Consider the following 26,936-nt stretch of genomic DNA (forward strand, 5'->3'; position numbering starts at 1 on the left):
GGCTGCCGGTCTATTTGACGACCCGCAGCCACGGAACGGGCGACGGCTTCGTCTCGAACGGGGCAGGGTCCTCGGCCATGCCGGTTGCCATGACCTCGACCGGCAGGTCGTGGTCGGTCAGCCGGCGGCGCGGGTCGTCGCTCGTGATCGGCGCGGCCAGGGGAACCAGCGTTCCATTCGTTACCGCGAAACGCCGCGGCGCGTCGGTGACGACTTTGTCGGTCACGATGACCGCCATGGCCTTGGTCGTGCGCCCGGCGGTATCCAGCAGCGGCAGGATCAACATGCGCGCCGTCACGATCCCGTCCGCGCCTTCGGAGATGAGGTCGAGTTCCAGGGTCGCGGGCGTCTCGAACACCTGCTCGATCAGGTCGGTCACGCGGGTCCGGTCGACCACGTCGAAGAAGGCCCGTACCGGCAGGCCGCGTACGTCCATCCCCATCAGGTCGGTCATCACATGACCGCCGAGGCGGACGCGCACGGTACCTGGCCGCACCTGATCTAGGATCATGGAATGGCCCAGGATGTGCCGCATCGCCTTCGGGTCCATCGCCGTCCGACGCGGCAGTTCCGCACCCCGCCGCAACGAGGTCCAGTACTGCCAGGCTTCTTCCAGCAAGGGCGATTTGCGCATCATCCGCAGTCCCATGAAATCCGTGGGGGCGCGGCCCGTATCGCCGCGGGTTTCGTGAATCCGTGCCATGCCTCAATCCTGCCTTTCCCGTCGCGTCCCGGAATTGGGACCGGAATGCGGCCTGAACCGACCGCGTAAAGGCAGAAATAAGGCACTCTGCCGCAAATTGCCCGTAATTCCTTTACCATTGGTTAATACATGGCCGGCGACTTGCCGGGCCGCGGAGCAGAGGCTAGGGCCATGGCATGAGGTCGATGACGGGATATGCGGCACGCGCCCGCGACGGTCGGCGATCGGCTATCCGGCCGGCCGATTTCCGCAGGCTGGACCTCAGGACGATCATCGACCGCCTGCGCGAGCAGATGCAGACCATGGAATGACATGACGCAGAACGACGCGACCCGCCGGGGAATCGGCATCATCCTGTCCAGCCCCTCGGGCGCAGGCAAATCGACCATGGCGAAACGCCTCATGGCCTGGGATCCGTCGCTGTCGTTCTCGGTCTCGGCCACCACCCGCGCGCCCCGCCCAGGCGAGGTGGAGGGGTTGGATTACTTCTTCACCGACCGCGAAACCTTCGGGCAGTGGGTGCTCGATGGCGAGATGCTGGAACATGCCGAAGTCTTCGGCCACCACTACGGCAGTCCGCGCGCGCCGGTCGAATCAGCGCTCGGCGCGGGACAGGATGTGATCTTCGATATCGACTGGCAGGGCGGGCAGCAGATCCGCAATTCGGCGCTCGGCGGCGACATCGTCTCCATCTTCATCCTGCCGCCGTCCATCGCCGAACTGGAACGGCGCCTGCGGTCGCGCGGGCACGACAGCGATGAGGTGATCGGCAAGCGGATGGCCAAGTCCGAGTCGGAGATCAGCCACTGGGCGGAGTACGATTACGTTCTGGTGAACGCCGATCCCGACACCTGCGAGGCGGAGCTTCGCACCATCCTGACGGCCGAGCGCCTGCGGCGGGAACGGCAGCCCCGGCTCAGCGATTTCGTGCGCGGGCTCAACGAAGAATTCAGGAGGAGACAACCATGATCTATTCCCTCGACAGCCACGCCCCCGACATCCACGCCGACGCCTGGGTCGCGCACGATGCCAACGTGATCGGCCGGATCGTCCTGGCCGAAGGGACCGGCATCTGGTTCGGTGCGACGCTGCGTGGCGACAATGAGGCGATCACCGTGGGCGCCGGCACCAACATTCAGGAAAACTGCGTCCTGCACACCGACATGGGCTTTCCGCTTACCATCGGGACGGATTGCACTGTCGGGCACAAGGCGATGCTGCATGGCTGCACCATCGGGGACGGGACGCTGATCGGCATGGGGGCGACCGTCCTGAACGGGGCGGTCATCGGGAAGGGCTGCCTGATCGGGGCTGGGGCCCTCGTCACCGAGGGCAAGACCATTCCCGACGGCTCGCTCGTGATGGGCACGCCGGGCAAGGTCGTGCGGGATCTGGACGAGGCCGCCCGGCAGGCGCTGATCCAGTCGGCCCGTCACTACCGCGAGAACGCCGCGCGTTTCCGCGAGGGGCTCAAGCCCGTCTGACGGACCATCACGCCGGGGTTGACGTGCTGCGGAAGGCGCGCGCCTCGGCGAGCAGCGCCATCAGGATGTCCACATGGCGCGGAAAGCTGTAGTTCTTGTCGGCCGTCCGGCGGCGATGCTCCAGCGCGGCTTCCAGTGGCAGCAGCCGCTCCAGCGCGGCGCGGGGCGAGGGCGGGATCGCGGCGCGCAGCATCCGGCGCAGGTCGCGGCGGCGCTCATAGCCTGCGGTTCCGTGATTGGCCGCTTCCACCAGCAGGCCGGGGCGGCGAAGGGCGGCGAGTTCTTTCGTGATCTGGCACATGATCGGGCATCCGTCGTTGATTGGAACTGCGCCGATCCTGCCCCCGTTTCGCCCCGTGTTGCGGATCGGGCCGAAGCAGCGTGCGCTGCTTTCCCCGCGTTTACACTTTGGCAACATTTGTGTCAGGAACGTGGAGGGTTAACCTCTTGTAAACCAATCCGAGACAGGTCTGAGCGGGTTTTCCGCAGGACCAGTATCCGGAGTTTCTCGATGACCGCCCGCCCCTCCAGCCCGACCGCAGCAGCCCTGCCGGACTGGGTTCCCCTCTCGGCTCGCGCCTATGTCGCTCACGCCTTCGAAGGCCGTCCGCTGCGCGACGTGGCCGAGGCTACGGGCTGCTCCGCCTCGACCGTGTTGAGGCAGGTCAGGCGCATCGAACAGCGTCGGGACGATCCGCTGGTGGATGAAATGATCGAGCGGCTCGCCCGGGCCGCCACGAAGCCCAACGACCTTCCAGACGCAAAGGATGCTCCCCAGATGTCAGCCCTTCCCAGCCGCGCGACCTTGATCGACGACGATACCCTGAACCGCGAGGCGAAGCGTATCCTGCGCCGCCTGTGCGAAGGTGACGCTTTCCTCGCCGTGGGGCAGGGGATGCCGCAGGCGGTCGTCCTGCGCGAGAACGGCGATACGCCCACGCGCACCGCGACCGTCTCCAAGGCCGTAGCGCAGGCCTTCGTCCTCAAGGACTGGGTGAGTTGCTTCAAGGCCGGACGCATCACGCGCTACCGCATCACCGAGGCCGGACGCGCGGCGCTGCGACGGCTGCTGAGCGACACGCTCACCGCCCGGGTCGAGGCGCGCGGCATGGCCGAAGCGCCCAGCCCCTTCCTCACGCAGCACATGGAGATGGCGGAGCGCGTCTTTTCCGACCCGCGCGGCGACGAGACGCTGCGGATCAATCTGGCCGAATCCCCTTTGGGCGGCCTCGCCCGCAAGAAGGACCGCGACGGCAAGCCGTTTTTGTCAATGGATCTCGTCATCGCAGGGGAGCGCCTGCGCGAGGATTTCGAGCGTGCGCAGATGGGCCCCCGCGTTGGGCAGAACTGGGAGCGGTTCCTGACCGCAGGCGGACGTGGCCAGATGGGTCCGGGCACCAATTGCTCCGGCCCCGAGGACGCCCGCGAACGCGTCAGCATGGCGCTCCGCGCACTCGGGCCGGGGCTGGCCGATGTGGTGTTGCGCGTCTGCTGCTTTCTCGAAGGGATGGAGACGGCCGAAAAGCGCATGGGCTGGGCCGCGCGGTCGGGCAAGATCGTCCTCCGGATCGCGCTCCAGCGCCTTGCCGGCCATTACGACGGCCTTCACCGCTGACCGATCCACAGGCCCCGCACCCCGGGGCCTGCGTCTTACGCGCGGTCAGGCCGAGGGGTCGACCAGTATCTTGATCTGGGACTTCTCGGCCACCAGCGCCTCGAACCCCTTCTCAACGATGTCGTCCAGCGCGATCTTCCGTGTCACCAGCTTGTCGGCCGGAAAGAACCCGCGGGTCATGAGGTCGAGCGTGGCGGGATAGACGTCGCGGTAGCCGATGGTCCCCTTGATCGACCGCTCCTGCAGGACGACGGTGTTGGGCTGGAACGCGGCGTCCTTCTCCCAGATCGACACGATCACCGTTTCGCCTTCGTATTGTGTGGCCTCGATGCACTGCGGCAGGACGTCGGGCACGCCCGTCACCTCGAAGGCCACGTCGACGCCGCCGTCGGTCAGGCTGCGGATGGTCTCGACCGGGTCGTCCTGCGTGGGGTCAATTGCCCGCGTCGCGCCAAGATCGACGGCCTTGTCCGACCGCTCCTTCGACGGCTCGACCACCAGGATTTGCGAGGCCCCCGCCGCGCGCAGCGCCTCGACCACCAGCAGACCGATCGGCCCCGCGCCGAACACCGCCGCCGTATCGCCCGCCTTGATCTTGCTTACCCGCACGGCATGGAGCGCGACAGCCGCCGGCTCCACCAGTGCCCCTTGTTCCATCGACAGGCCGTCCGGCAGGCGGTGGACCCAGCGTTCGCCCACGACGGTATATGGGGCGAAACCGCCGCCGCCGCCCGACAGGCCGTGGAAACCCAGTGTTTCGCACAGATTGTATTTGCCATGGCGGCAGGCGTCGCATTCGCCGCAGGCAAGGATCGGCTCGACCGCCACCCTGTCGCCCACCTTCACGCGGGTGACGCCTTGGCCGATCTCGACCACCTCGCCTGCGAATTCGTGTCCCATGACGATGGGGGCCTTTTCGCCGCTGACCGGGTGTGGCGTATCCACGGGCACGAAGATCGGCCCGGCGACATATTCGTGAAGGTCGCTGCCGCAGATGCCTGTCCAGGCCACCTTGATTTTGACCTGGCCCTCGCCGGGCGTCGGCTCCTCGATGTCATCGATGCGAATGTCGCGCGCCTTGTGCCAACGTGCCGCTTTCATGGCGTCTCTCCTGACCTTGGAATTGGGATAGCCCCAGTATGAACGCAGACGGGGGCAGCGGCGTTAACCCAGGTCAACCCCGGTTGCGTTCGATCAGCCGGGTCTGCCATCACCCACCGCGACCCCACCGGCGGAGCTCCCGAGCCATGTCCAGATTGCCGTCCCCATGCATCGACGTCTGCAAGTTCCGTCGTCGGGGTCCGATGTCCACCGCGACCGATCCTGCGCCGCATTGCATCGGTTGTTCTATGACCAAGGGTCAGAAGCGCCTGTTCAAGACGCAGAAGGGCGCGAAGTCGCGGGCCGTGCTTGTGCGGATGATCGTAGCGCAGCAGGAGGCGATGGGGAAATACGCCCATTGGATGCCCGCCTATCTGAAACGGCTGCGGAAGAAGGGCGTCAAGCCGCCCTTCGACCCCGATCCTTGATCAGTTCAGATGCGCGCGCAGCATCCACGCGAATTTCTCGTGGACGCGCCCGCGCTCGACGGCCAGGTCCTCGGTCAGGATGTCGCCGTGGCTCGCCGCGATCTCTCCCGCGCCGGCCAGGGTGCCCGCAAGGATCTGCTGCGCGTTCATCAGGTCGCGGATCATCTCCTTCTCGGACTGCGTGCCGTCGCGCTCCTCGACCTTGGACCGCTCCAGCATGACCGACAGCCTACCTTCGGCGTGGACACCGAGGGCGCGCACCCGCTCCGAGAGGTCGTCCTGCGCGACGAAGTGATCCTCGTAGATGGTCTGGAACAGGTCGTGCAGCGGGCCGAAGGCCATGCCGGTCACGTTCCAGTGGAAGTTCTGCGCCAGCATCGTGGTCACAGCGGTCTCGGCGACGGCCTGCGTCAGCGCCTCGGCGATCGCCTCGGTGGCGGAGGGGGAGAGATCGTGGGCGGGTTGAGCCATGGGATCGGTCCTTTCGTAATGGAGGAACGGGCTGGCGGTGGCTTGCCCCGTGGTCCAGTCTACATCAGGCGACGGCCGCGTCCAGTTGCGCGGCCAGAACGCGCGCAGACGCGTCCAGCATCTCCCGCTCCGCCGTCCGTATCCGCGATCGCAGAAGGAAGGTCCGGCTGCTCCGGTCGCCGCGCCGGATCGCTGCCAGCAGCGCCAGCATCCAATGTTCATCAAAGGACACGGCCTCGGTTCCCGGCGCATAGACGCATGGGGGCCGGCCCAGGCCGCGTAGCGCCGTCGCCAGCATCGCGACTGCCGGATCGCCCGACGGCACGCGGCGCGCGCTCGCCCGGCAAGTCAGCGCGGCAAAACGAATCGTCGTCAGGTCCGAGATGGAAAGGTGAGGTCGCGATGCCATGAGCATAACCTGACAAGAAAACTTGGTCTTTGCAATGCCGAGCCTTCCTGTCAGGATATCTCGGACACAAAATCGTTCGATGAGGGGACGACCCCATGCCCTGTCCACACATGGAAACCGATGCCCCGGACCGCCGCGACTGGCGGCGTGTCGTTCTTCGTACCTACACCTCCTGTGATTGCGACGTCGATCCGGCCCTCGCCGAATCGCTTCTCGACCGGGCCTTTCGGGACGACGGGTTTCCCGCGAGCGGAGAGGTTCGATATATGCAGTCACTCGGACCGGGCTGACCCATCCCGCCGTTGCCTTTTTCGGCCATCCGCGTCTCCATCGCGGTTCCGCAAACCGCAAGGGCGATCCGATGGCCGACACCGACATGATCCCCGATGACGACGCGCAGCGCGCTTTCGACGCATTCACCCAGGCGGGGCAGGCCATCGACCGGGCCGTCTGGCTTGCCCGGATGCCGCGGGCGGACGGTATCGCCCGTCTCGTCGCGCTGCCCATGCCCGCCCGGGCCGAAGTCTTCGCCTACATGCCGCTCGACGCGCAGGCCGATTTCACGCGTCTCTTGCCGGAAGGCGACCTTGCGACCCTCGTCAACGGCCTCGATGCGGACGACCGGGCCGACCTCTACAACCATTTGCCGCCGGAGGAAGGCACCCGCCTCCTGCGCGGCCTGACGCCTGAAGATCGCGCCGACGTCCACCGCCTCGCGGCCTTCGGAGAGGCGACGGCCGGCGCGATCATGACGTCGGACTTCGCCACGCTCGACCCCGCGATGACGGCGGCGCAGGCCATCGACGCGCTGCGCCGTGCCGCGCCCGACAGCGAGACGATCTACCGCTCCTACGTCACGGATGCGGGCGGGCATCTGATCGGCGCGGTTCGCCTGCATCACCTGATCCTGGCGCCCGACGACGCGACTGTGGGCGCCCTGATGGACAAGGCTCCCGTTTCCGTCACGCTCGACACCGGGCGCGAGGAGGTCGCCCGCGTGATCGCCCGCTACGACGTGCTGGCCGTTCCGGTGGTGGACGCTGAGAACCGGCTGTCGGGCATCGTCACCCACGACGACGCGGCAGATGCGCTCCAGGCCGAGACGACCGAGGACTTCCAGAAGATCTCCACCGTCATGCCCTTCAGCCAGAGCCTGCGCGACGCGGGGTTCCGCGTGCTCTATTCCCGCCGCATCGTGTGGCTGGCGCTTCTGGTCTTCGGCAACCTGTTCTCCGGCGCCGGCATCGCCTTCTTCGAGGATACGATCCTCGCCCATGTGGCGCTCGTGTTCTTTCTTCCCCTCCTGATTGACAGCAGCGGCAACGCCGGCTCGCAGGCGGCCACACTGATGGTGCGCGCGCTGGCTACGGGCGACGTCGAGATGTCGGACTGGGGCCGTCTCATCCTGCGGGAGGTGGGCGTGGCCGCCGCGCTCGGGTTGACCATGGCGGCGGTCGTCCTGCCGCTGGGCGCCTGGCGCGGGGGACCGGACGTGGCGATGGCGGTCGGCCTGACCATGGTGGTGGTCGTGATGATCGGCAGCCTCGTAGGCATGTCGCTGCCGTTCCTCCTCAGTCGCCTGCGGCTCGACCCGGCGACGGCCAGCGGGCCGCTCGTCACCACGATTTCGGATGCCGTCGGAGTGCTGGTCTATTTCTCGATCGCCACCGCCGTGTTGGCGATCTGACGCTGCGCGGAACCGGGGGACGTCAAGAAGGTTGAGCCCGAGTGACGCGGTCCTCCCTTCGTGAAGGGGCCCCGCGCGAGGCGCCATTGAGGGAGAGCGTTCCATGACCGAACTGACACGCCGCAATCTTCTGGGAATGATCGGGACGGTCGCGGGCAGCACAGCGATGTATTACGCGATGACCTCGATGGGCCACGCGCAGCCGTCGAGCTATAAGGGCCCGATCAAGCTGGACGGCGACCCGAAGGGCGCAAAGGTCCTGATCCTGGGCGCCGGGCTGGCGGGCATGACCGCTGCACTGGAGATGCGGGCGGCGGGATATGAGGTGGAGATCCTCGAATACCGCGAGAAGGCCGGCGGCCGCTGCTGGACCCTGCGCGGTGGCGACACCTACACCGAGCTGGGCGGCGCGACGCAGAACGTGGATTTCGAGGAAGGCAACTACATCAACCCCGGCCCGTGGCGGATTCCGCATCATCACTACGCGCTGCTCGATTACTGCCGTCGCCTGAAGGTGCCGCTGGAGGTCTTCGTCCAGAAGAACTTCAACGCCTATGTCCACAACGAGGATTCCTTCGACGGCAAGCCGCAGCGCTTGCGCGACATCGAGATCGACTATCGCGGCCACACCAGCGAGCTGCTCGCCAAGGCGGTCGATCAGGGCAAGCTCGACGAGATGGTGAGCGAGGACGACCGCGAGATGCTGCTGGAGAGCCTTCGCGAACTCGGCGTCCTCAACGGCAAGTATGAGTACACCAAGAGCCTGGAGGTCAGCGACTACCGCGGCTATGAAAAGCCGCCGGGCGGCGGCATGAACGCCGCGCCCGTCGCGTCGACCCCGATCGACCTGGACAAGATCGTCCAATCCCGGCTGTGGGAGTATCTGTCCACCAACTATCTGCAGGAACACCAGAACACGATGTTCCAGCCCGTCGGTGGCATGGACGCCATCGCCAAGGGGTTCGAGCGCGAGGTGGGCGACCTCATCACCTACAACGCCAAGGTCACGTCGCTCCAGCAGGACGACAACGGCGTCACCGTCCAGTGGGAGGATGCCCGGGGCGGCGGCGAGACGCGGACCAGCACCGCCGACTGGTGTGTCTGCACCATCCCGTTCTCGGTCCTGAACCAGATCGACCACAACCTGTCTGGCGGGCTCGCGACCGCAATCGGGACGATGTTCTACAACAGCTCGGTCAAGTGGGGGCTGGAGTTCAAGCGTCGCTTCTGGGAGCAGGACGAAAACATCTACGGTGGCATAAGCTATACCGACCAGGCGATCGCTCAGATCAGCTATCCGTCCTACGGCTATCAGTCCGATGGGCCTGCCGTCCTGCTGGGCGGCTATACCTGGCGGGGGTCGAACTCCTACAAGTTCAACGCGATGTCGCCGGACGAGCGTATCGAATGGGCATTGAAGATGGGTGAGAAGATCCACCCGCAGTACCGCGAGGAGTTCAAGACCGGCGTCACGGTCAGCTGGCACAAGGTTCCCTGGACACTGGGCTGTTCGGGCGTCTGGGAAGGCCGGGAGGGCTATGACGAGGCGGTCAAGATCGACAACCGTGTCGTCTGCGCGGGCGAGCATCTGTCCTATCTGCCCGCCTGGCAGGAGGGGGCGATCCTGTCCTCGCTCGACGCGATTTCGCGGTTGCACGACAAGGTCATCAACGGGTGAACATCATGAAAAGCATACTTCTCACGACCGCGGCCGCCCTGGGTTTCTCGGCGCTGGCCGCGCAGGCACAGATGACCGACCCGGAGGAAACGACGCCCCGCCGGGCGGAGACGGCGATGTCGATGCGCGCCGACCGGGCGGACTTCGGCGGCGACGGGTATACCTCGACCGACGGCGAGGTGCTGTATGGCACCCTCTGCGCCGGATGCCACATGCCGGACGGCAGGGGTGCCGTGGGTGCCGGGTTCTACCCCGCGCTCGCAGGTAACGAGAACCTCGAGTATTCGGGCTATGCCATCTACATCATCGTGAACGGGCAGGGGGGTATGCCGTCTCTCGGCCACTTCCTCGACGACGAACAGGTTGTCGCGGTGACGTCCTACATCCAGTCCGAACTCGGCAACGGCTACGAACCCGATGCCACAGTTGAAGACGTGGAATATTCCCGGCCCGTCGATCCTGCTGACCAGAACACCAAGGAGCACGAATGACCCTCTCCCTCAAAGCCCTCAGCATCGTGGCGCTGGTATCCTCGGCCGGCCTGGCCTCCGCGCAGGGGTCCGACATCATCCGCCATCCGATCCCCGAGTCGGATTTTCCCATCCTTCAAGCGGTCGAGATTCCGGCGGACAAGACGCTCGTCTACCTCAGCGGCACCGTCCCCACGGTGATCGACCCGGAGGCCGCGCAGGGCTCGCCCGAGCAATTCGGAGACACCGCCGCGCAGACCGAAAGCACCCTCGCCTCGATCGAGCGCAAGCTGGCCGAACTGGACTTGACGATGGGCGACATCGTCAAGATGCAGGTCTATCTCGTCGCGCCCGAAGGCCAGGACGAGATGGATTTCGCAGGTTTCATGGACGGATACACCGAATACTTCGGCACCTCCGCCCAGCCCAACCTGCCCACGCGATCGGTGTTCGAGGTGGCGGGCCTCGCCAATCCCGCCTGGCTCGTCGAGATCGAGGCCGTGGCCGTCCGGCCCTGACGGTCGCTGTCAGAGAAGGGTCGTCGCATCCACGCGCCGCCAGTCGCTCATGCGGGCGCGGAACCAGGTGCGTTGACGCTTCGCATAGCGGCGGGTGGCGATGATGGCTCGCTCGCGCGCTGTGGGCAGGTCGATCTCGCCTCGCAGATGCGCCACCAGATCGGGCGCGCCGATCGCCTGCGCCGCGTTCAGCCGGATGTCCCACTTCGGCAGCACGGCGCGGACTTCGTCGAGCGCGCCCTGGGCAAGCATGGCGTCGAAGCGGCGTTCAATGCGCGGAATCAGCCAGTCCTTCGGCGCGTCGACGACCAACGCGGTGCAATCCGCCAGCGTCAGCGGCGGAGGCGGGGTATCGGCCTGCCAGTCGCGGATCGACCGGCCCGTGGCCCGCGCCACTTCCCATGCGCGCAGGACGCGCATGGGGTTCCGCAAATCCATGTCGGCGCGCACTTCCGGAGCCAGTTCGGCGGCCATCGCGAGCAGGCCGACCCGGTCGAGCCGGTCCTGCGCCTCGATGCGGACGGTAGCGGGCGTGGGCGGAATGGCCGCCAGTCCTTCGGTCAGCGCGCGGAAGTAGAGGCCCGTTCCCCCGACGACGATGGGGCGCGGGCCGCTGCGCAGCAGGGGCGTCATTTCCCGCAGCCAGTCGCCCACCGAATAGGCGCGCGTCCAGCCGACGTGACCGTAAAGCGCGTGAGGCGCCTGGGATTCCTCCTCCGCCGAGGGGCGCGCGCTGAGGATGCGCCAGTCCGCGAAGACCTGGAGCGCATCGGCATTCACGATCCGCCCGCCCGCCGTCCGGGCAATGGCAAGCGCCAGCGCCGACTTGCCCGAGGCAGTCGGTCCGGCAATCAGGACAGGCCGGTCGGGCGGTATGGTATCGAGCAAATCCAGCATCTTGCAGGTCGTCGTTCATCCAATGCGCGGGTGCGGGCGGGGCGGTTGCCCCAGCCGGGTTAATCCGCCATACGTCCTCTCGCAACAGCGACTTGGGGGACGACGCATGCAGCACCAGGACGGTGGGACCGCGGGCGACCCGACTCTGCGACGGGTCATGCTCAAGATTTCGGGCGAGGCGCTGATGGGCGATCAGGGTTACGGCCTGCACCCGCCCACGGTCGAGCGCATCGCCCGCGAAGTTCAGTCTGTCCACGAGATGGGCGTCGAGATCTGCATGGTCATCGGGGGCGGCAACATCTTCCGCGGATTGCAGGGCTCCGCGCAGGGGATGGAGCGGACGACGGCCGACTACATGGGGATGCTGGCGACGGTGATGAACGCGCTGGCCATGCAAGGCGCGATGGAATCCCTGGGCATCCACACCCGCGTCATCAGCGCCATTCCCATGGATCAGGTCTGCGAGCCCTACATTCGCCGGCGCGCTGTACGGCACCTGGAGAAGAAACGCGTCGTGATCTTCGCGGCCGGCACGGGCAACCCCTATTTCACCACCGACACGGCTGCCACCCTGCGCGCGTCCGAGATGTCCTGCGAGGCGATCTTCAAGGGCACCAAGGTCGACGGCGTCTATGACCGCGATCCGATGAAATACCCCGACGCGCGCCGTTACGACCGGATCACCTATGACGAGGTGCTCCAGAAGCACCTGAAGGTCATGGACGCATCTGCCATCGCGCTGGCACGAGAGAACGGCCTGCCGATCATCGTCTTCTCGCTCGACGCGCCCGGCGGGTTCCGGTCGATCCTGGCGGGCGAGGGGACGTATACGCGGGTCGAGGACTAAGGGCGGCTTTACCGATCTGGAGGTGGCGCGACCCGAATGTCGTGTCTCCGCATGGGCTCGAAAAAGACCTAGTGTCAGATGAGGGTCAAAACCGACCTTTGTGACAGATCGCTGCTCAGATTGCATGTAGGATCAGGCTAAGCAGCCCTTCGTGCCGGGTGCAGCGAAGGCGTAGAAAGAGCCCATTATACCAAATGCTGCGCGTCGCACGAATGTCCGGTATCACGAGATCGCCAGAAACCTTCAACAACGGCTTCGGTTTTGAATGTCGTTTTTTTGGCGGCGTAAATCGCGGTGGTTTGGGTATGTGCCAGAAATAAGCTTTCTGGCACATCAGTTCTGACTGGGGGATTGTGTCCACCCTATTGCGACGACGCGAAACTAAACTTCGGCTTCGGCCTTTGATGCGAACCAATCGAATGCGGCTTGAGTGGGCGACCCGCGCTTGGGATTGCGCTCTGCCAGCAGATAGAAATCCTGTTCCCCCCAAAGGGCCTCAGGGTGGATCTGAACAAGGCGCTTTTCAGCCATGTCGCGGCGCACGAGAAATCTGCTGACGAGGGCCGCGCCTTGGCCCGAAAGGGCGGCGTCCATCGCCAGGGCGGTCTGGCTCAACCGCAGGCCGTGTCCGCTACGATTTTCGATGTTGAGCCGCTTGAGAAATGCGGGCCACAGATCATGTGCATCGTGCAGTTTCGGCAGGTGGGACAAGCTCTCAACGTCAAGCGGCAAGCGATACCCAGCCACGAGCGCGGGGGCCGCGACCGCGATGATTTCCTGCCGGAAAAGTCGAATGACCTCCAACGCCGCGCCGAAAGGCGGCTTTCCCTGACGAACGGCAAGGTCGATCCCGTCCCCGTGAAAACTGGACACTCGTTCAGTGGCGAGGATACGCAGGTCGGCCTTCGGGCATGCGGCCGAGAAATCCGGCAGGTTCGGGATTAGCCACTTCGCGGCAAACGTTGGGGTTACACTGACGAGCACCTTGTCCGGTTCGGGACGCAGGGTTTCGGTGGCGGCGCGCAGGTCCGCGAAAGCGGTTGCGACACGGGCATGATAGCTGCGCCCTGTCGATGTGAACGCCAGCCCTTTCGGCAACCTGTCGAACAGGGGCAGTCCCAGTTGCGCTTCGAGTTGGCGCACCTGCTGCGCTACAGCCCCCTGTGTCACCCCCATTTCGTCCGCAGCCGCCCGGAAGTTGAGGTGACGACCGGCCGCATCGAAGGCACGCAATCCATTGAGGGGCGGAAGATGGGTCATGGTGGGATAGTAATGCTACTGTCACGCGACATCAATTCTGGCGCGAAATCCCATCACTTTTGGTTTAAATTCAGGGCAGAACAGTGATGGAGCATATGATGTCAGTAGAAAAGGTAGCACTTATCACGGCTGGTGGCAGTGGCATGGGGGCCGATGCGGCCCGCCGATTGGCGGCGGACGGATTCCGCGTTGGTATCTTGTCGTCGTCCGGCAAAGGTAAGGAGCTCGGCAAAGAACTGGGCGGTTTCGGCATCACCGGGTCGAACCAAGAGTTGGACGACCTTGCCGCATTGGTGGAAGGAGCGACGGATCGCTGGGGCCGGGTGGATGTCCTGGTCAATTCCGCCGGGCATGGCCCGAAAGGCCCCGTGCTGGAAATCTCGGACGACGACTGGCATACGGGGCTGGACGTCTATCTTCTGAACGTCATCCGGCCCACACGGCTAGTCACGCCACTGATGCAGGCGCAAGGCGGCGGTGCGATCATCAACATCTCGACCTTCGCGGCCTTCGAACCCGATCCGCTCTTTCCAACCTCCGGCGTGTTCCGTGCGGGCCTGGCTGCGTTCACCAAGCTCTATGCGGACAAGTATGCGGCCGAGAATATCCGCGTGAACAATGTCCTTCCGGGGTTCATCGACAGCCTGCCGGAAACCGAGGATCGCCGCGCGCGCATCCCGATGGGGCGCTACGGATACGCGGAGGAAGTGTCATCCCTGATCTCGTGGCTAGCGTCCGAAGGGGCCGCCTACATGACTGGCCAGAACTTGCGGATCGATGGAGGGCTAACCCGTGCCGTCTGATGTCACAATGACTGCGCCGGAGGCAGGGCGTATCGCCTTCACCCTCAAATGGGCCGCGTCGATCATCCAGATCAAGGGCTACACGGCAACGGCCTTCGGCTGGACGCCTTGGAACCTCTATTTGTTCCTCGTAGGCGTCCTCGGCTGGTTCGCCGTCGGTGTGCTCTGGAACGACCGCGCGATTATGCTGATCCACCTCGTCGCCCTCGGGGCCATGCTCGCCGGAATGAGCAGCGGTTGATCTTAGTAGAACCAGCAAGGATTGCCAAAACTCAGGCGTTTGTGTCACCGGCGGGCTCAATCCTTTGTCGAACTGTTCACTGAACAGGACACTGGTGCGCGTGCACCGAACGTCAACAAAGTCCGCTCTCCGAACCTTTGTGCGTCCTGCGTCATAGGTCCGATCTGGGTCCGAAATGCTTGTCAGTTGCGTCGGGTTTGCCTGGCATGGCCCGGCGATAAAATTCCGAGAACCGAACGCAATGGGTCACCTTTGCACGACGTTCGACACATAGGACGCGACCTGCACCCTTCCCCCGCAACCTTCTTTTGCCCTCGCTCCGCGAACGCCATCATTGTGTCGTCTGCGCCTTTGGCGAGTTTCATCAGGACGCCCTCAATGGAACAAGGGCCCCCATTTACCCACGTCAAGGCGCTTCCGAGCGCCGAGATGCTGGCAGGATCGGGATGTCCCGTGATGTCGATGTCGAAAGGAATGGGATTACTCACCACCCGGGTCGGTATGACGACCATTGGTTCGGATAGACGGCGGGATCGCTACGTCGCGAGAGTTTCCACGCGGGCTTATCGGGCAGGCGAGATCAGGCATCGCAATACGGCATCCATGCTAATCAGCCCATTGTCGCGGGCCGCGTGAACATGGCCAAGTCTCCTGCGGCGCTGCGGCGCTGCGGCGCTGCGGCCGGAAGCCGTATGATCGAGCGACCGAAAACACGGTGAGCGACCGTTAGGGACCCTCTCCGCAAACTGGCCGGGGTGCCGTCAGCATCGTCTTCCGACAAGGGAGGCACGCGCTGGAGTTCGACGATCTGCAAGTCGGGTGCCCTTCCTGAAGCATCCGTCGCGTCGAGAATTGCAGCGAGCGCCCGATCTTCGTAGTCGCGAACCTGATCGAATTGTCATTGCCGGCAGCACGGAACAGGGCCTTGTGACCCCGTTGCCATTCCGGCACGCGATGGGGGAGCAACCGCCTTCCCCTGACGCCCCACGCCCGATATACCCCGCCGAAAGCCTGCGGGAGACATGACAATGGCCGACGATTTCGAGCTGGACACCGACGACATGAAACGCCGCATGGACGGCACGCTAGCCAATCTGCGGACGGAGTTCGGCAGCTTGCGCACCGGGCGTGCCAGCGCGTCGATGCTGGAGCCGGTGATGGTGGATGCCTACGGCAGCCCGACGCCCATCAACCAGGTCGGCACCGTCAACGTGCCCGAGCCGCGGATGGTCACGATCAACGTCTGGGACAAGGGGCTTGTCGGCAAGGTGGAAAAGGCCATCCGCGAAAGCGGGCTGGGCATCAATCCGCAGCTCAACGGCACGATCATCATGCTGCCCATTCCCGAGTTGAACGAGGAGCGGCGCCGCGACCTGACCAAGGTCGCCGGGCAGTACGCGGAAGGCGCGCGCGTCGCCGTTCGCAACATCCGCCGCGACGGGATGGATCGCATCAAGAAGGCCGAAGGCCTGGCCGAGGACGAGGCCAAGATGTGGGAGGGCGAGGTTCAGGAGATGACCGACACCTACATCAAGAAGATCGACCAGGCGCTGGAAGACAAGCAGGCCGAGATCATGCAGGTCTGAGACCTGCGGCCCGGATCGTCGCCCTGCGGGCGTGTCCGGCAACCCGAGGGGCGACGGCCCGGTGACAGCGAGGACAGGCACGATGCCCATTCCACCCAACGGACCGCGCCATGTGGCCTTTATCATGGACGGCAACGGCCGCTGGGCGCAGCAACGCGGGAGGCCGCGCCTGCTGGGGCACCGCGCAGGCGCGAGACGGGTGCGCGAGATCGTGGCTGCCTGCCCGGACCTGGGGGTGGAATACGCGACCATCTTCGCCTTCTCGACCGAGAACTGGAAGCGGACGCAGAGCGAGGTGTCGGGCCTCATGTCGCTGTTCCGCCGGTATATCGAGAGCGAGGCCAACACCCTTCTGACACAGGGAACGCGGGTGAGGTTCATCGGCGACCGGCACCGGCTGGACGCCAAGCTGCGCGGCCTGATGGACATGATCGAGGCACTGACGGCGCACAACACCCGCTGTCACCTGACAATCGCCCTGAACTACGGCGGGCGGGACGAGGTTGCGCGGGCGACCAAGCGGCTGGCGCGCGACGTGGCGGCCGGGCGGCTCGACCCGGAGACGATCAACGACCAGACGCTGCCGCGCTATCTGGACACCCACGTCCTGCCCGACCCCGACCTGGTGATCCGCACCTCGGGCGAGGCGCGGATTTCGAACTTCCTGCTGTGGCAGTCGGCCTATGCAGAATACGAGTTCGTCGACACGCTCTGGCCCGATTTCACGCGCGAGAAGTTCGTCGAGGTCCTGTCGCGTTACGGCACCCGCGACCGCCGGTTCGGAGCGGTGCGCGCATGACCGACCGGCCAGACCCCCCAAGGCAGGACGAAGAACCGCCGCTGTTCGAGTTCGAGCTTGACCCCCCACTGGAGCCGCAGATCGCGGGTCGGTTCCAGGACCTTGCCCCCCGGTTGATCACGGCAATCTTCCTGTTTGCGATCGGCGGCGTCGCGATCCTGCTGGGCGGGATCTGGTTTTCGGCCCTGATTTCGGTCTGCGTGGGGCTGATGTTGTGGGAGCTGGCCACCATGGTCCAGACGGGGCCCAAGCGCGCGCGGCTTATGGCCGTCGTGGGCGGCGGCCTTCTGTTCGCGGCGAACCTGATTCCCGTGGGCTTCGCCTTGCCGGTCCTGATGCTGGTGCCGATGACGGCCATCGCCTTCATCCGAAACCATCGGCGCATTATGGTCGCGTTTTCCATGGCGATGGTGCTGGCCGGCCTCTCGCTTACGCAGCATCTGACGCAGTTCGGGCTGGTCTGGATGATCTGGCTGATTTCGGTCGTCGTCATGTCCGACGTAGCGGGGTATTTTGCGGGGCGGATGCTGGGCGGGCCGAAGTTCTGGCCGCGCATCAGCCCCAAGAAAACATGGTCGGGCACCATCGCCGGATGGGTCGGCGCGGGGCTGGTCGGCCTGATCTGGACGATCTGGCAGGATTCCGGGTGGGAGACGATCGGCATTTCGGTCGCGCTCGCGATGATGGCGCAGATGGGCGATATCGCGGAATCGGCGGTCAAGCGGCGCGTCGGCGTCAAGGACAGCTCCAACCTCCTGCCGGGGCACGGCGGGCTGTTCGACCGGTTCGACGCGCTGCTCGGGGCCGCGCTGATGCTGCTGGTGATCGAGTCGGTGTCCGAGTTTCCGCCGATACCGGGCGTCGGATGAGGCGGGTTTCGGTCTTCGGTTCGACCGGGTCCATCGGGCAGAGCACGCTCGACCTGATCGGGCGGGGGGACTTCGACGTGGTCGCCCTGACCGGTGGGGCGAATGTCGCGCAACTGGCAGCGGATGCGATCCGCCTGCGGGCGGAGGTCGCGGTGACGGCCTTCGACGACCGGCTGGAGGAGTTGCGCGACGCATTGGGCGGGTCGGGGGTGGAGGCAGCGGCGGGAACGGCGGCGTTGGAGGAGGCGGCCGACCGGGCCGCCGACTGGACCATGTCGGCCATCGTGGGCGCGGCTGGCCTGATCCCGTCGCTGCGCGCGCTGCGCCACGGCGGCACGCTGGCGCTGGCCAACAAGGAGAGCCTCGTCTGCGCCGGCCCCCTGCTTCTGTCGGAGGCGGCCCGGCGGGGTGCAACGGTCCTGCCGGTGGATAGCGAGCATTCGGCGGTGTTCCAGGCCCTCGTGGGCGAGGACGTGGCCGCGGTCGAAAAGGTCGTCATCACGGCATCGGGCGGCGGCCTGCGCGACCTGCCGCTGGAGTCGCTCCGCAACGCGACACCGGAACAGGCGGGGACGCATCCCAACTGGGACATGGGGCAGCGGATCACCATCGATTCCGCCTCGATGTTCAACAAGGCGATGGAACTGATCGAGACGAAGGAGTTCTTCGGCCTGCCGCCCGCGAAGATCGACACGATCATTCACCCGCAGAGCCTGATCCACGCGCTGGTTCAGTTCGCGGACGGTGCCATGATGGCGCATCTGGGCACGGCGGACATGCGGCATGCCATCGGCTATGCGCTCAACTGGCCCGACCGGCGGCACCTTCCGGTGGAGCGGCTGGACCTGGCGCAGGTTGCCCGGCTGGAGTTCCATGCCCCCGATCCCGCGCGCTATCCCGCGCTTGCCATCGCGCGTGGCGTGATGGACCGGGGCGGCCTGTCCGGCGCCGCCTTCAACGCGGCGAAGGAGGTCGCGCTCGATCTGTTCATCGCACGGCAGATGCGGTTCACCGACATGGCGCCATTGGTGGAGCGCGTCCTTGAACGGCTGGAGGCACGGGGATGCCTTGAAGGCGACACGATGACCCTCGATATGGTGCTGGAGACCGACCGCATCGCGCGGGAAACGGCGACCGCCGTCGCGTCCGGCGACCACGCCGCCTGAGGAAGAAGGACCACAGATGATCGCAGACTTCCTTCCGCAGTTCGGCGGCTTGATCTGGACCGTCCTCGCCTTCGTCGTGGCCCTGTCGGTGATCGTGGCGATCCACGAATACGGCCACTACATCGTCGGGCGCTGGTGCGGCATCAAGGCGGACGTCTTCTCCATCGGCTTCGGTCCGGTGGTCTGGAAGCGGATGGACAAGCACGGCACCCAGTGGCAGGTCGCCGCGCTGCCCTTGGGCGGCTACGTCAAGTTCCGGGGCGACGCCAATGCGGCCTCGGTCGGCGGCGACGGCACCGTGACCGCCATGTCGCAGGCGGAGCGGGCGACGACGATGACCGGCGCGGCGCTGTGGCGGCGCGCGGCGACGGTGGCGGCGGGGCCGGTCTTCAACTTCATCCTGTCGATCCTGATCTTCGGGGCCTTCGTGATCGTCGCCGGCCGCCCGGCGGAGGCGCCGGTGGTGGGCGATCTGAAATCGCTGCCTGCTTCGGTCGTCACCTTGCAGCCGGGCGACGAGATCGTCGCAGTGGGCGGCAGCCCGGTCGCACGCCTTGCCGATCTGGTCGAGGCTGCGCAATCGGTTCCGCCTGCGGAAACGCTGCCCTATGACGTGCGGCGGGACGGGCAGGTCGTGACGGTTGACGCAGCCTTTCCCATGCCCGCCCGGGTCGAGGCCGTGCAACCCCGGTCCGCAGCCTGGGACATCGGCATCCGGCCGGGCGACGTGGTGACGGCCATCGATGGCACGCCCATCGCGTCGTTCCAGGACCTTCAGGCGGTGGTCAAGGCGGGCGACGGCGCGCCTCTGGGTCTGGCGGTGTGGCGCCCGACCGACGCCGGCAGCGAGACGCTGGAGTTCACGCTGGCCCCGCGCCGCATGGACCTGCCCACCTCGGACGGCGGGTTCGAGACGCGGTGGCTCATCGGGATCACCGGCGGGTTGTTCTTCGATCCCGTGACCGAGCGGGCGAACCCGCTGGAGGCAGTGGCCTACGGTGCCGAGCAGACTTGGTTCATCGTGCGATCCTCGCTGTCGGCGCTGTCGCATATCGCCACGGGCGCGATCAGCACCTGCAACCTGTCGGGCCCCATCGGTATCGCCGAAACCTCGGGCGCGGTGGCAAGCCAGGGGGCCGAGAACTTCATCTGGTTCATCGCGGTGCTGTCTGCGGCGGTGGGTCTGCTCAACCTGTTTCCCATCCCCATCCTGGACGGCGGGCACCTGGTCTTTCACGCCTACGAGGCGATCCGCGGCAAGCCACCGTCGGACGGCGCGGTCCGCGTGCTGATGACGGTGGGCGTGGCGCTGATGGGTCTTCTGATGGTCTTCGCGCTGTTCAACGACCTTACCTGCCCTTGACGCGGGCGGGGCGCACGAAACGCCCACCGGGCGCCCGAGTCATGCCCGATTTCCGCCCCAATCATGCGGCATCCGGGGAGCGGACAATTCGGAGGGTTTCGTCATGCGTCACATGCAGAACGGATATCGCGGCCTGTCGATCTTCATGGGCCTGAACATCGACCGTTTCCTGTCGGCCTTTGCCATCGTCGGCGCGATGTTCCTGGCCGCCTGGATCCAGTCCTTCTGACCGGGTGCAACACTTGGCGACGCAAGGCCCCTGCGGGGGCTTTGCTGCTTTGACATGGTCACGCCCCTCCGATAGGGATTTTTGCAAAGAAGATCGAAGCGGGGGCAGTTAGGACATGGACGATCACGGCAGGGTCCGCATTGCGGCCGGTCGGGGGGCGGTCGCCCTTCTGGTTTCAGGATTGCAGGGAACGCGGAAGGCGGGGATGGGCCTGGTTGGCGCGGCCCTGATCGCCGGTGCGGCCCAGGCGCAGACCTATCGGTTCGACACCTTCGAGGTTCAGGGCAACACCCGTATCGACACGGCCTCGGTCCTGTCCACGCTGGGCGTGACGCCCGGCCAGCCTGTCAGCGCGGGCGCGCTGAACGACGGGTTCCAACGGCTTCAGGCATCCGGCCTGTTTCAGAACGTCGAAATCGTGCCCCAGGGCGGCAAGCTGTTGATCGTCGTGGACGAATATCCGACGGTCAACCGCATCTCGATCGAGGGGAACCAGCGGCTGAAGGACGAGGTGCTGCTGTCCGTCGTGGGCAGCCAGGTGCGCCGCGTCTATGACCCCGTTCAGGCCGAACGCGACGCAGCCGCGATCACCGACGCCTACCGGCAGGCCGGCCGCATCTCGGCCACGGTGCAGCCCAAGATCATCCGGCGCGACGACAACCGCGTGGACCTCGTGTTCGAGATCGCGGAGGGCCGCGTGTCCGAGGTGGAGCGGCTGAGTTTCGTGGGCAACCGCGCGTTCTCGGACCGCAGGCTGCGCCGCGTGCTCGAGACCAAGCAGGCGGGTCTGTTCCGCGTTTTGGTCGGATCGGACACCTTCGTGTCCGAACGGGTCGCGCTGGACCGGCAGCTTCTGCAGGATTTCTACCTGTCGCGCGGCTATGCAGACATGCAGGTCCTGTCGGCGGTGCCCGAATTGTCGCCCGAGCGTGACGCCTACTTCCTGACCTTCCGCATCCAGGAAGGGCAGCAGTTCCGCTATGGCCGGGTGGGCGCGACGTCGGCCCTGCCCGAGATCGACACCTCGCTCTACCAGGCCGAGGTGCAGGTGCAGCCCGGCGACATCTTCACCCCGCAGAGCATCGAACGGACCGTCCAGCGGCTGGAGCTTCTGGCCACGCGGCAGGGTCTGACCTTCGTGCGGGCCACGCCGCAGATCACGCGCAATCCGGCGTCCCAGACGGTCGACGTGAACTTCGTGATCGAGAAGGGCGAGCGGCTGTTCGTGGAACGCATCGACATCGAGGGCAACGCCACGACACTGGACCGGGTGATCCGGCGCGAGTTCAACACGGTGGAAGGCGACCCCTACAACCCGCGTGAGATCCGCGCCGCCGCCGAACGCATTCGCGCGCTCGGTTATTTCTCCCAAGCCGAGGTGACGGCCCGCGAGGGGACGACGCCCGAAACCGTCATCGTCGACGTGGACGTCGAGGAACAACCGACCGGATCGCTGGGCTTCGGCCTGAATTACGCCGTGGAAAGCGGCGTGGGCGTGTCCCTGAACTTCGCCGAGACAAATTTCCTGGGCCGGGGGCAGGTCTTGAACGTCGGCGTCAACACCGCATCGGAGCGGTCGTCCGCGAGCCTGACGTTCATCGAGCCTTATTTCCTGAACCGCGACCTGGCATTGTCGTTTTCGACCTCCTACTCCGAGAACAGCGACGACGTGTTCACCTTCGACACCCGAAGCGTCGGCTTCCGCACGGGGCTGGAGTTCCCGGTTGGGGAATTCTCGCGACTGGGTGTGTTCTACGGCATCAGCAAGGACAAGCTGGAGGCGCGGGACGACACGGAGCTTTCGCCGATCCTGCTGGAGGATGTGGGCGACGAGATCACCTCCTATGTGGGCTACGCCTGGAGCTACAGCACCATCGGCCGGGGGCTGGACCCGACGCGCGGCGTTCGCCTACGGTTCGGACAACAGTTCGCGGGCGTGGGCGGAGACGAGGAGTTCGTCAAGACGACCTTCCTGGCCGCCGCGCAACGTACCGTCCGCAACGAGGAAATCACTCTGAACGCCACGTTCGAGGGCGGATTGCTGAACATGCTGGGCGACGAGAATTCGCGCCAGCCCAATCGCTTCGTCAACAGCTCCTCCATCATCCGGGGGTTCGAGTCGGGCGGCATCGGGCCGCGCGACCTCAACTTCGACGACGCGAGCCTGGGCGGAAACTACTTCGTTGCCGCCCGGTTCGAGGCGCAGTTCGAGCTGGGATTCATACCCGAGGAATACGGTATTGCCGGTGCGACCTTCCTCGACATGGGGTCGGTCTGGGGTCTGGACGACACGGACGCGACGGGCCCGATTCCGGTCGACGACGACTTTTATCTGAACTCGGCCGTGGGCGTCGGTTTCCTGTGGGATACCGCCATTGGGCCGCTGCGGTTCAACTTTACCACGCCCGTGCGCAAGCGGGATTTCGACCGCGAGCAGAACTTCGACCTGACGATCCAGACAAGGTTCTGATGCGTCTGCGCCCGGCGATCGCCGCGCTGTTCATCTGCGCCGGTCCCGTCGCGGCGCAGGAGGCGGGTGAGGGACCGGGGGTGCCGCAGTCGGCGGTCGTCGTGCTGGACCGCGACGCCCTGTTCGCCACCAGCCTGTTCGGTCAGCGCGTTACCCGCGACATCGAGGCGGAGACCTCCGCGCTTGCAGCCGAGAACCGCCGCATCGAGGCCGAGCTGGAGGCCGAGGAGCGGGAGTTGACGCAACGGCGCAAGACGATGGAGCCGGGCGAGTTCCGCGAACTTGCGGCCGAGTTCGACACCCGCGTCAACGGCATCCGCGAGGCGCAGGATGCCAAGGCCCGCGCCATCGCGCAGCAGGGGGAACGGGCGCAGCAGCTGTTCTTCGACCGGGCGAACCCCGTGCTGGTCGATCTGGCGCGCGAGACGGGGGCCCTGGTGATCCTGGACCGGCGCATCGTCATCGCTTCGGCCGATCAGGTGGACATCACCGCGCTCGCGCAGTCCCGCATCGACGCTGCCCTGGGCGAAGGCGTCGCGACCGACGGCACGCAGCCGCGCCCCCGGCCCACGCCGCCGGAAGCGGAGACCGGCACGGACTAGCGCCGCTTGCCCCCCACCCCCGCCGCGCGCTAAGCCCGTGGGGGACAAGAAGGGGGCACCATGACGACGACCGAAGCCGACATCCACCTGATCCAGCGGATCATCCCGCATCGCTATCCCTTCCTGCTGGTGGACAAGGTGCGCGACATCGAGACGAACACCTCGGCCACGGGCGTCAAGAACGTCACCTTCAACGAACCGCATTTCCAGGGCCATTTCCCCGGCGCGCCGATCATGCCCGGCGTGACCATCATCGAGGGGATGGCGCAGACGGCCGCGGTGCTGGTCGGCGTCAGCAACGACCTGGCCGACAGCGGCTTCCTCGTCTACTTCATGTCGATCGACGGCGCGAAGTTCCGGCGCAAGGTCGTGCCCGGCGACGTGCTGGAGATGCGCGTGACCGTCACGCGCGGCAAGCCCGGCGCGAAGGTCTGGCGCTTCCACGGCGAGGCGACCGTGGATGGCGAAATGGCCGCCGAGGCCGATTTCACCGCGATGATGGACCTCCCGAAGTGACCATCGACCGTGCGGCCACGATCCATCCTTCGGCCGTGGTGGAGGAGGGCGCGACCATCGGCGCGGGTGCCTCGGTCGGCCCCTTCTCCCTGATCGGGGCGGAGGTGACGCTGGCCCCCGGCGTCGATGTCCGCAGCCATGTCGTCGTCACCGGCTTGACCGAGGTGGGCGAGGGGACGACGATCTTTCCCTTCGCCTCCATCGGCGAGGTGCCGCAGGACCTGAAGTTCGCGGGCGAGAAGACCCGCCTGCGGATCGGCGCGCGCAACCGCATCCGAGAGCATGTGACGATGAACACCGGGACCGCCGGTGGGGGCGGTGAGACCGTGGTCGGCGACGACGGGTTGTTCATGGCCGGCTGCCATGTCGCGCACGATTGCCGGCTGGGCGACCGGGTGATCGTGGTCAACCATTCGGCCATCGCGGGCCATTGCGTCATCGAGGACGACGTGATCGTGGGCGGCCTCTCCGGGGTGCATCAATGGGTCCGCATCGGACGCGGCGCGATCATCGGCGCGCTGTCGATGGTGACGAACGACGTGGTGCCATATGGCCTCGTATCGGGGCCGCGGGCGGAGCTGGACGGGCTGAACCTTGTGGGATTGAAGCGCAAGGGTGTCGCGCGCTCCGACATCCAGGCACTGCGCGCCGCGCTGCTGACGCTCAAGCAGGGGGAGGGGACGTTCCAGGAACGCGCCTGCCGTCTGGGTGAGGAGACGGACAGCGACTATGTCCGCCGGATGGTCGAATTCATCACCGGCGCCTCGGACCGAAGTTTCCTGGTCCCCAAGTGACCCGTCTGGCGCTGATCGCCGGACAGGACCGTCTGCCCGCGACGCTGGCGCACGCGCTTGGGGGACGCGACTGGACATGCCATCACCCCGAGGGCTTCGCGCCAAAGGGGATCGCGTCGTCGCCATTCCGCGTCGAGCAGTTGGGCAGCTTCATCGCCGGGCTGAAGGCCGATGGCGTGGAGGAGGTCTGTTTCGCGGGGCGCATCGGACGGCCGACGCTCGACCCGTCGCTCGTCGATGCGGCGACGATGCCGCTGCTGCCGCGCATGATGCAGGCGTTGCAGGCAGGCGACGACGCCGCGCTGCGGACCGTGATCGCGTTCTTCGAGCAGGCGGGCCTGTGTGTCGTGGCCGCCCACGATCTGATGCCCGCGCTGCTCGACGTGCCCGTCGAGGGAACGCCAAACGACCGCGCCTGCGCCGACATTGCCCGCGCCGCCGCTGTGCACCGCGCGCTGTCACCGCTGGACGTGGGGCAGGGGTGCGTCGTGGCGGGCGGGCTGGTTCTTGCGGTCGAGGCGATGCCCGGAACGGATTGGATGCTGGAGAGCCTGACTCGCTTCGATGGTCCATCGGGGGGTGTCCTGTTCAAGGGTGCCAAGGCGGGGCAGGACCGGCGTATCGACATGGCGACCATCGGGCCCCACACCGTAACGGCGGCGGCTGTGGCCGGCCTCTCGGGCATCGCGGTCATTGCAGGCGACGTGCTGGTGCTGGACGCGGAGGCGATGCGCGAGCGGCTTGCCGCGACCGGCCTGTTCCTGACGGTCTGGAGCGAATGACGCGCCTTTTCCTGATCGCGGGGGAGCCGTCGGGCGACCGGCTCGGCGCGGCGCTGATGGCGGGGCTGCGGGAACTCGAACCGGACGTCGAGATGGCGGGCATCGGCGGCCCGGCCATGGCGGCGGAGGGTTTGCACAGCCTGTTCCCGATGGAGGATCTATCGGTGATGGGCGTGACCGAGGTTCTGCCCCGCCTGCCGCATCTGCTGCGCCGGCGCGATGAGGCCGCCGCGGCGGTTCTGGCGACGGCGCCGGACGCGCTGGTCACGATCGACAGCCCGGACTTCTGCCTGCGCGTCGCCGCGCGCGCCCGGCGGACGCGGCCGGACCTGCTCGTCATTCACTATGTCGCGCCCTCGGTCTGGGCCTGGCGACCCGGGCGCGCGACGCGGATGGCACGGCATGTGGATCACGTGCTGGCCCTTCTGCCGTTCGAGCCGCCGTTGATGGAGGCCGCCGGGATGACATGCGACTTCGTGGGTCATCCCGTCGTCGCGGAACCGCAAGCCACCGAGCAGGAGATCGGTGCCCTGACCGACACCACCGGGCCTGACATCGCGCTCGTCCTGCCGGGGTCGCGGCGGGGCGAGGTCGCGCGGCTGGCACCGGTGTTCGGCGCGGCGCTCGGTCAATTGCCAGCCGGGTTCCGCGTGGTGGTGCCCACGGTGCCGCATCTGGTCGATACAGTGCGGCAGGCCGTGCGCGACTGGCCAGGCGATCCGCTTGTCGTCACCGACCCCGCCCAGAAGCGCGCGACCTTTACCGCCGCGCGCGCCGCGCTGGCGGCATCGGGCACCGTAAGCCTGGAACTGGCGGCAGCCGGAACGCCCATGGTCATCGCCTACGACATGAGCTGGCTGACTTGGCAGATCGTCAGCCGGATGATGCGGGTCGATACCGCGACGCTGGTGAACCTGATCGCGGGCGACAACGTCGTGCCGGAGTTCCTTGGCCCCGCCTGTCACCCCGGCCCGGTGGGCGAGGCCTTCGCCCGGTTGCTGACCGATGCCGACGCCCGCGAAGCACAGGCGCAGGCGCTGTCGCAGGCGATGGACCTGCTTGGCCGGGGAGGGGAGCCACCCGGCCTGCGCGCCGCACGATCGGTCCTGACGCAGGTGCGGAAGTGACTTGCGGGCCGTCATGATCGC

31 protein-coding genes are annotated in these 26,936 nt (G+C 66.4%); 24 read left to right on the top strand and 7 right to left on the bottom strand.

The genetic code is table 11. The features are described 5' to 3' along the window. Positions 1–10: 10 nt before the first annotated feature. Complete coding sequence (locus JAN5088_RS13580; RefSeq protein ID WP_055683384.1) at positions 11–703, bottom strand: PAS domain-containing protein; 693 nt, start codon at positions 701–703, stop codon at positions 11–13. Positions 704–879: 176 nt separating this feature from the next. Between JAN5088_RS13580 and JAN5088_RS19455 the strand changes: the two genes are divergently transcribed. From JAN5088_RS19455 to JAN5088_RS13590, 3 genes are read left to right on the top strand one after another with little or no spacing between them, the layout of a single operon-like run. Next, entirely contained in the window at positions 880–1,014 is a 135-nt protein-coding gene (locus JAN5088_RS19455) for a hypothetical protein (RefSeq protein ID WP_267885379.1), read from the top strand. Position 1,015: 1 nt separating this feature from the next. Further along, a complete protein-coding gene (gene gmk, locus JAN5088_RS13585; RefSeq protein WP_055683385.1) occupies positions 1,016–1,672 on the top strand; it encodes a guanylate kinase in 657 nt (218 codons plus the stop codon). Then, positions 1,669–2,187 carry a gamma carbonic anhydrase family protein gene (locus tag JAN5088_RS13590; RefSeq protein WP_055683386.1) on the top strand — a complete coding sequence of 173 codons (519 nt, stop codon included), beginning with the start codon at positions 1,669–1,671 and terminating at the stop codon, positions 2,185–2,187. The genes gmk and JAN5088_RS13590 overlap by 4 nt, the downstream gene beginning before the upstream one ends. Positions 2,188–2,194: 7 nt before the next feature. Here the strand turns inward: JAN5088_RS13590 and JAN5088_RS13595 are convergent, their stop codons facing one another. Continuing rightward, positions 2,195–2,488 carry a DUF6477 family protein gene (locus JAN5088_RS13595; protein WP_055683387.1) on the bottom strand — a complete coding sequence of 98 codons (294 nt, stop codon included), beginning with the start codon at positions 2,486–2,488 and terminating at the stop codon, positions 2,195–2,197. A 210-nt stretch (positions 2,489–2,698) separates the two neighbouring features. Between JAN5088_RS13595 and JAN5088_RS13600 the strand changes: the two genes are divergently transcribed. Continuing rightward, positions 2,699–3,802 carry a DUF6456 domain-containing protein gene (locus JAN5088_RS13600; RefSeq protein ID WP_055683388.1) on the top strand — a complete coding sequence of 368 codons (1,104 nt, stop codon included), beginning with the start codon at positions 2,699–2,701 and terminating at the stop codon, positions 3,800–3,802. Between the two features lie 45 nt (positions 3,803–3,847). Here the strand turns inward: JAN5088_RS13600 and JAN5088_RS13605 are convergent, their stop codons facing one another. Then, on the bottom strand, positions 3,848–4,903 hold the full coding sequence (locus tag JAN5088_RS13605) for a 2,3-butanediol dehydrogenase (RefSeq protein WP_055683389.1): 1,056 nt from the start codon (positions 4,901–4,903) through the stop codon (positions 3,848–3,850). A gap of 248 nt (positions 4,904–5,151) precedes the next feature. Between JAN5088_RS13605 and JAN5088_RS19555 the strand changes: the two genes are divergently transcribed. Beyond that, a complete protein-coding gene (locus JAN5088_RS19555; RefSeq protein WP_306455498.1) occupies positions 5,152–5,331 on the top strand; it encodes a hypothetical protein in 180 nt (59 codons plus the stop codon). Here the strand turns inward: JAN5088_RS19555 and JAN5088_RS13615 are convergent, their stop codons facing one another. Continuing rightward, positions 5,332–5,802 carry a Dps family protein gene (locus tag JAN5088_RS13615; protein WP_055683391.1) on the bottom strand — a complete coding sequence of 157 codons (471 nt, stop codon included), beginning with the start codon at positions 5,800–5,802 and terminating at the stop codon, positions 5,332–5,334. It abuts the gene before it with no gap. Positions 5,803–5,866: 64 nt separating this feature from the next. After that, positions 5,867–6,211 carry a hypothetical protein gene (locus JAN5088_RS13620; protein WP_143114718.1) on the bottom strand — a complete coding sequence of 115 codons (345 nt, stop codon included), beginning with the start codon at positions 6,209–6,211 and terminating at the stop codon, positions 5,867–5,869. A 361-nt stretch (positions 6,212–6,572) separates the two neighbouring features. Between JAN5088_RS13620 and mgtE the strand changes: the two genes are divergently transcribed. The 4 genes from mgtE to JAN5088_RS13640 all read left to right on the top strand — a co-directional run bounded on the left by mgtE (position 6,573) and on the right by JAN5088_RS13640 (position 10,564). Next, complete coding sequence (mgtE, locus tag JAN5088_RS13625) at positions 6,573–7,898, top strand: magnesium transporter (RefSeq protein WP_082430019.1); 1,326 nt, start codon at positions 6,573–6,575, stop codon at positions 7,896–7,898. A gap of 103 nt (positions 7,899–8,001) precedes the next feature. After that, a complete protein-coding gene (locus JAN5088_RS13630) occupies positions 8,002–9,576 on the top strand; it encodes a flavin monoamine oxidase family protein (protein ID WP_055683393.1) in 1,575 nt (524 codons plus the stop codon). Between the two features lie 5 nt (positions 9,577–9,581). Next, positions 9,582–10,067: a c-type cytochrome gene (locus JAN5088_RS13635; RefSeq protein WP_143114715.1), complete on the top strand. Its 486-nt coding sequence runs from the start codon at positions 9,582–9,584 to the stop codon at positions 10,065–10,067. Further along, on the top strand, positions 10,064–10,564 hold the full coding sequence (locus tag JAN5088_RS13640; RefSeq protein ID WP_055683395.1) for a RidA family protein: 501 nt from the start codon (positions 10,064–10,066) through the stop codon (positions 10,562–10,564). The genes JAN5088_RS13635 and JAN5088_RS13640 overlap by 4 nt, the downstream gene beginning before the upstream one ends. A gap of 9 nt (positions 10,565–10,573) precedes the next feature. Here JAN5088_RS13640 and miaA read toward each other — a convergent pair whose 3' ends face one another. After that, positions 10,574–11,461 (bottom strand): tRNA (adenosine(37)-N6)-dimethylallyltransferase MiaA, encoded by an 888-nt coding sequence (gene miaA / locus JAN5088_RS13645; protein ID WP_055683396.1) that lies wholly within the window; start codon positions 11,459–11,461, stop codon positions 10,574–10,576. 106 nt (positions 11,462–11,567) lie between these two features. Here miaA and pyrH point away from each other — a divergent pair, with 106 nt between their 5' ends. Beyond that, complete coding sequence (gene pyrH / locus JAN5088_RS13650; RefSeq protein ID WP_055683397.1) at positions 11,568–12,308, top strand: UMP kinase; 741 nt, start codon at positions 11,568–11,570, stop codon at positions 12,306–12,308. Between the two features lie 381 nt (positions 12,309–12,689). Here pyrH and JAN5088_RS13655 read toward each other — a convergent pair whose 3' ends face one another. Beyond that, positions 12,690–13,568 carry a LysR substrate-binding domain-containing protein gene (locus JAN5088_RS13655; RefSeq protein WP_055683398.1) on the bottom strand — a complete coding sequence of 293 codons (879 nt, stop codon included), beginning with the start codon at positions 13,566–13,568 and terminating at the stop codon, positions 12,690–12,692. Between the two features lie 98 nt (positions 13,569–13,666). Here JAN5088_RS13655 and JAN5088_RS13660 point away from each other — a divergent pair, with 98 nt between their 5' ends. The 14 genes from JAN5088_RS13660 (at position 13,667) to lpxB (ending at position 26,915) form a co-directional block, all read left to right on the top strand. Further along, positions 13,667–14,371: an SDR family oxidoreductase gene (locus tag JAN5088_RS13660; protein ID WP_055683779.1), complete on the top strand. Its 705-nt coding sequence runs from the start codon at positions 13,667–13,669 to the stop codon at positions 14,369–14,371. 7 nt (positions 14,372–14,378) lie between these two features. Continuing rightward, positions 14,379–14,612, top strand: a complete 234-nt coding sequence (locus JAN5088_RS13665) for a DUF6552 family protein (protein WP_177220061.1) — start codon at positions 14,379–14,381, stop codon at positions 14,610–14,612. 1,028 nt (positions 14,613–15,640) lie between these two features. Continuing rightward, positions 15,641–16,198 (top strand): ribosome recycling factor, encoded by a 558-nt coding sequence (gene frr / locus JAN5088_RS13670; protein ID WP_055683400.1) that lies wholly within the window; start codon positions 15,641–15,643, stop codon positions 16,196–16,198. A gap of 82 nt (positions 16,199–16,280) precedes the next feature. Then, positions 16,281–16,997, top strand: a complete 717-nt coding sequence (uppS, locus tag JAN5088_RS13675) for a polyprenyl diphosphate synthase (protein ID WP_055683401.1) — start codon at positions 16,281–16,283, stop codon at positions 16,995–16,997. Then, positions 16,994–17,866 (top strand): phosphatidate cytidylyltransferase, encoded by an 873-nt coding sequence (locus tag JAN5088_RS13680; protein ID WP_143114712.1) that lies wholly within the window; start codon positions 16,994–16,996, stop codon positions 17,864–17,866. The genes uppS and JAN5088_RS13680 overlap by 4 nt, the downstream gene beginning before the upstream one ends. Continuing rightward, positions 17,863–19,032 carry a 1-deoxy-D-xylulose-5-phosphate reductoisomerase gene (dxr, locus tag JAN5088_RS13685; RefSeq protein ID WP_055683402.1) on the top strand — a complete coding sequence of 390 codons (1,170 nt, stop codon included), beginning with the start codon at positions 17,863–17,865 and terminating at the stop codon, positions 19,030–19,032. Before JAN5088_RS13680 ends, dxr begins: the two co-directional genes overlap by 4 nt. A 16-nt stretch (positions 19,033–19,048) precedes the next feature. Continuing rightward, complete coding sequence (gene rseP / locus JAN5088_RS13690; protein ID WP_055683403.1) at positions 19,049–20,395, top strand: RIP metalloprotease RseP; 1,347 nt, start codon at positions 19,049–19,051, stop codon at positions 20,393–20,395. 103 nt (positions 20,396–20,498) lie between these two features. Continuing rightward, on the top strand, positions 20,499–20,624 hold the full coding sequence (locus JAN5088_RS19460; RefSeq protein WP_267885382.1) for a hypothetical protein: 126 nt from the start codon (positions 20,499–20,501) through the stop codon (positions 20,622–20,624). 205 nt (positions 20,625–20,829) lie between these two features. Beyond that, a complete protein-coding gene (gene bamA, locus JAN5088_RS13695; protein ID WP_233489793.1) occupies positions 20,830–23,094 on the top strand; it encodes an outer membrane protein assembly factor BamA in 2,265 nt (754 codons plus the stop codon). After that, complete coding sequence (locus JAN5088_RS13700; RefSeq protein ID WP_055683405.1) at positions 23,094–23,696, top strand: OmpH/Skp family outer membrane protein; 603 nt, start codon at positions 23,094–23,096, stop codon at positions 23,694–23,696. Before bamA ends, JAN5088_RS13700 begins: the two co-directional genes overlap by 1 nt. Positions 23,697–23,756: 60 nt before the next feature. Further along, on the top strand, positions 23,757–24,212 hold the full coding sequence (gene fabZ / locus JAN5088_RS13705; RefSeq protein ID WP_055683406.1) for a 3-hydroxyacyl-ACP dehydratase FabZ: 456 nt from the start codon (positions 23,757–23,759) through the stop codon (positions 24,210–24,212). Next, positions 24,209–25,006, top strand: coding sequence for an acyl-ACP--UDP-N-acetylglucosamine O-acyltransferase (gene lpxA / locus JAN5088_RS13710; protein ID WP_233489794.1), 798 nt, complete (start codon positions 24,209–24,211; stop codon positions 25,004–25,006). The genes fabZ and lpxA overlap by 4 nt, the downstream gene beginning before the upstream one ends. Continuing rightward, a complete protein-coding gene (locus tag JAN5088_RS13715; protein WP_233489795.1) occupies positions 25,003–25,788 on the top strand; it encodes an LpxI family protein in 786 nt (261 codons plus the stop codon). Before lpxA ends, JAN5088_RS13715 begins: the two co-directional genes overlap by 4 nt. Then, on the top strand, positions 25,785–26,915 hold the full coding sequence (gene lpxB, locus JAN5088_RS13720; RefSeq protein ID WP_055683407.1) for a lipid-A-disaccharide synthase: 1,131 nt from the start codon (positions 25,785–25,787) through the stop codon (positions 26,913–26,915). Before JAN5088_RS13715 ends, lpxB begins: the two co-directional genes overlap by 4 nt. Positions 26,916–26,936: the final 21 nt, after the last annotated feature.

The sequence above is a fragment of the Jannaschia rubra genome, assembly GCF_001403735.1.
GTDB lineage: Bacteria > Pseudomonadota > Alphaproteobacteria > Rhodobacterales > Rhodobacteraceae > Jannaschia > Jannaschia rubra.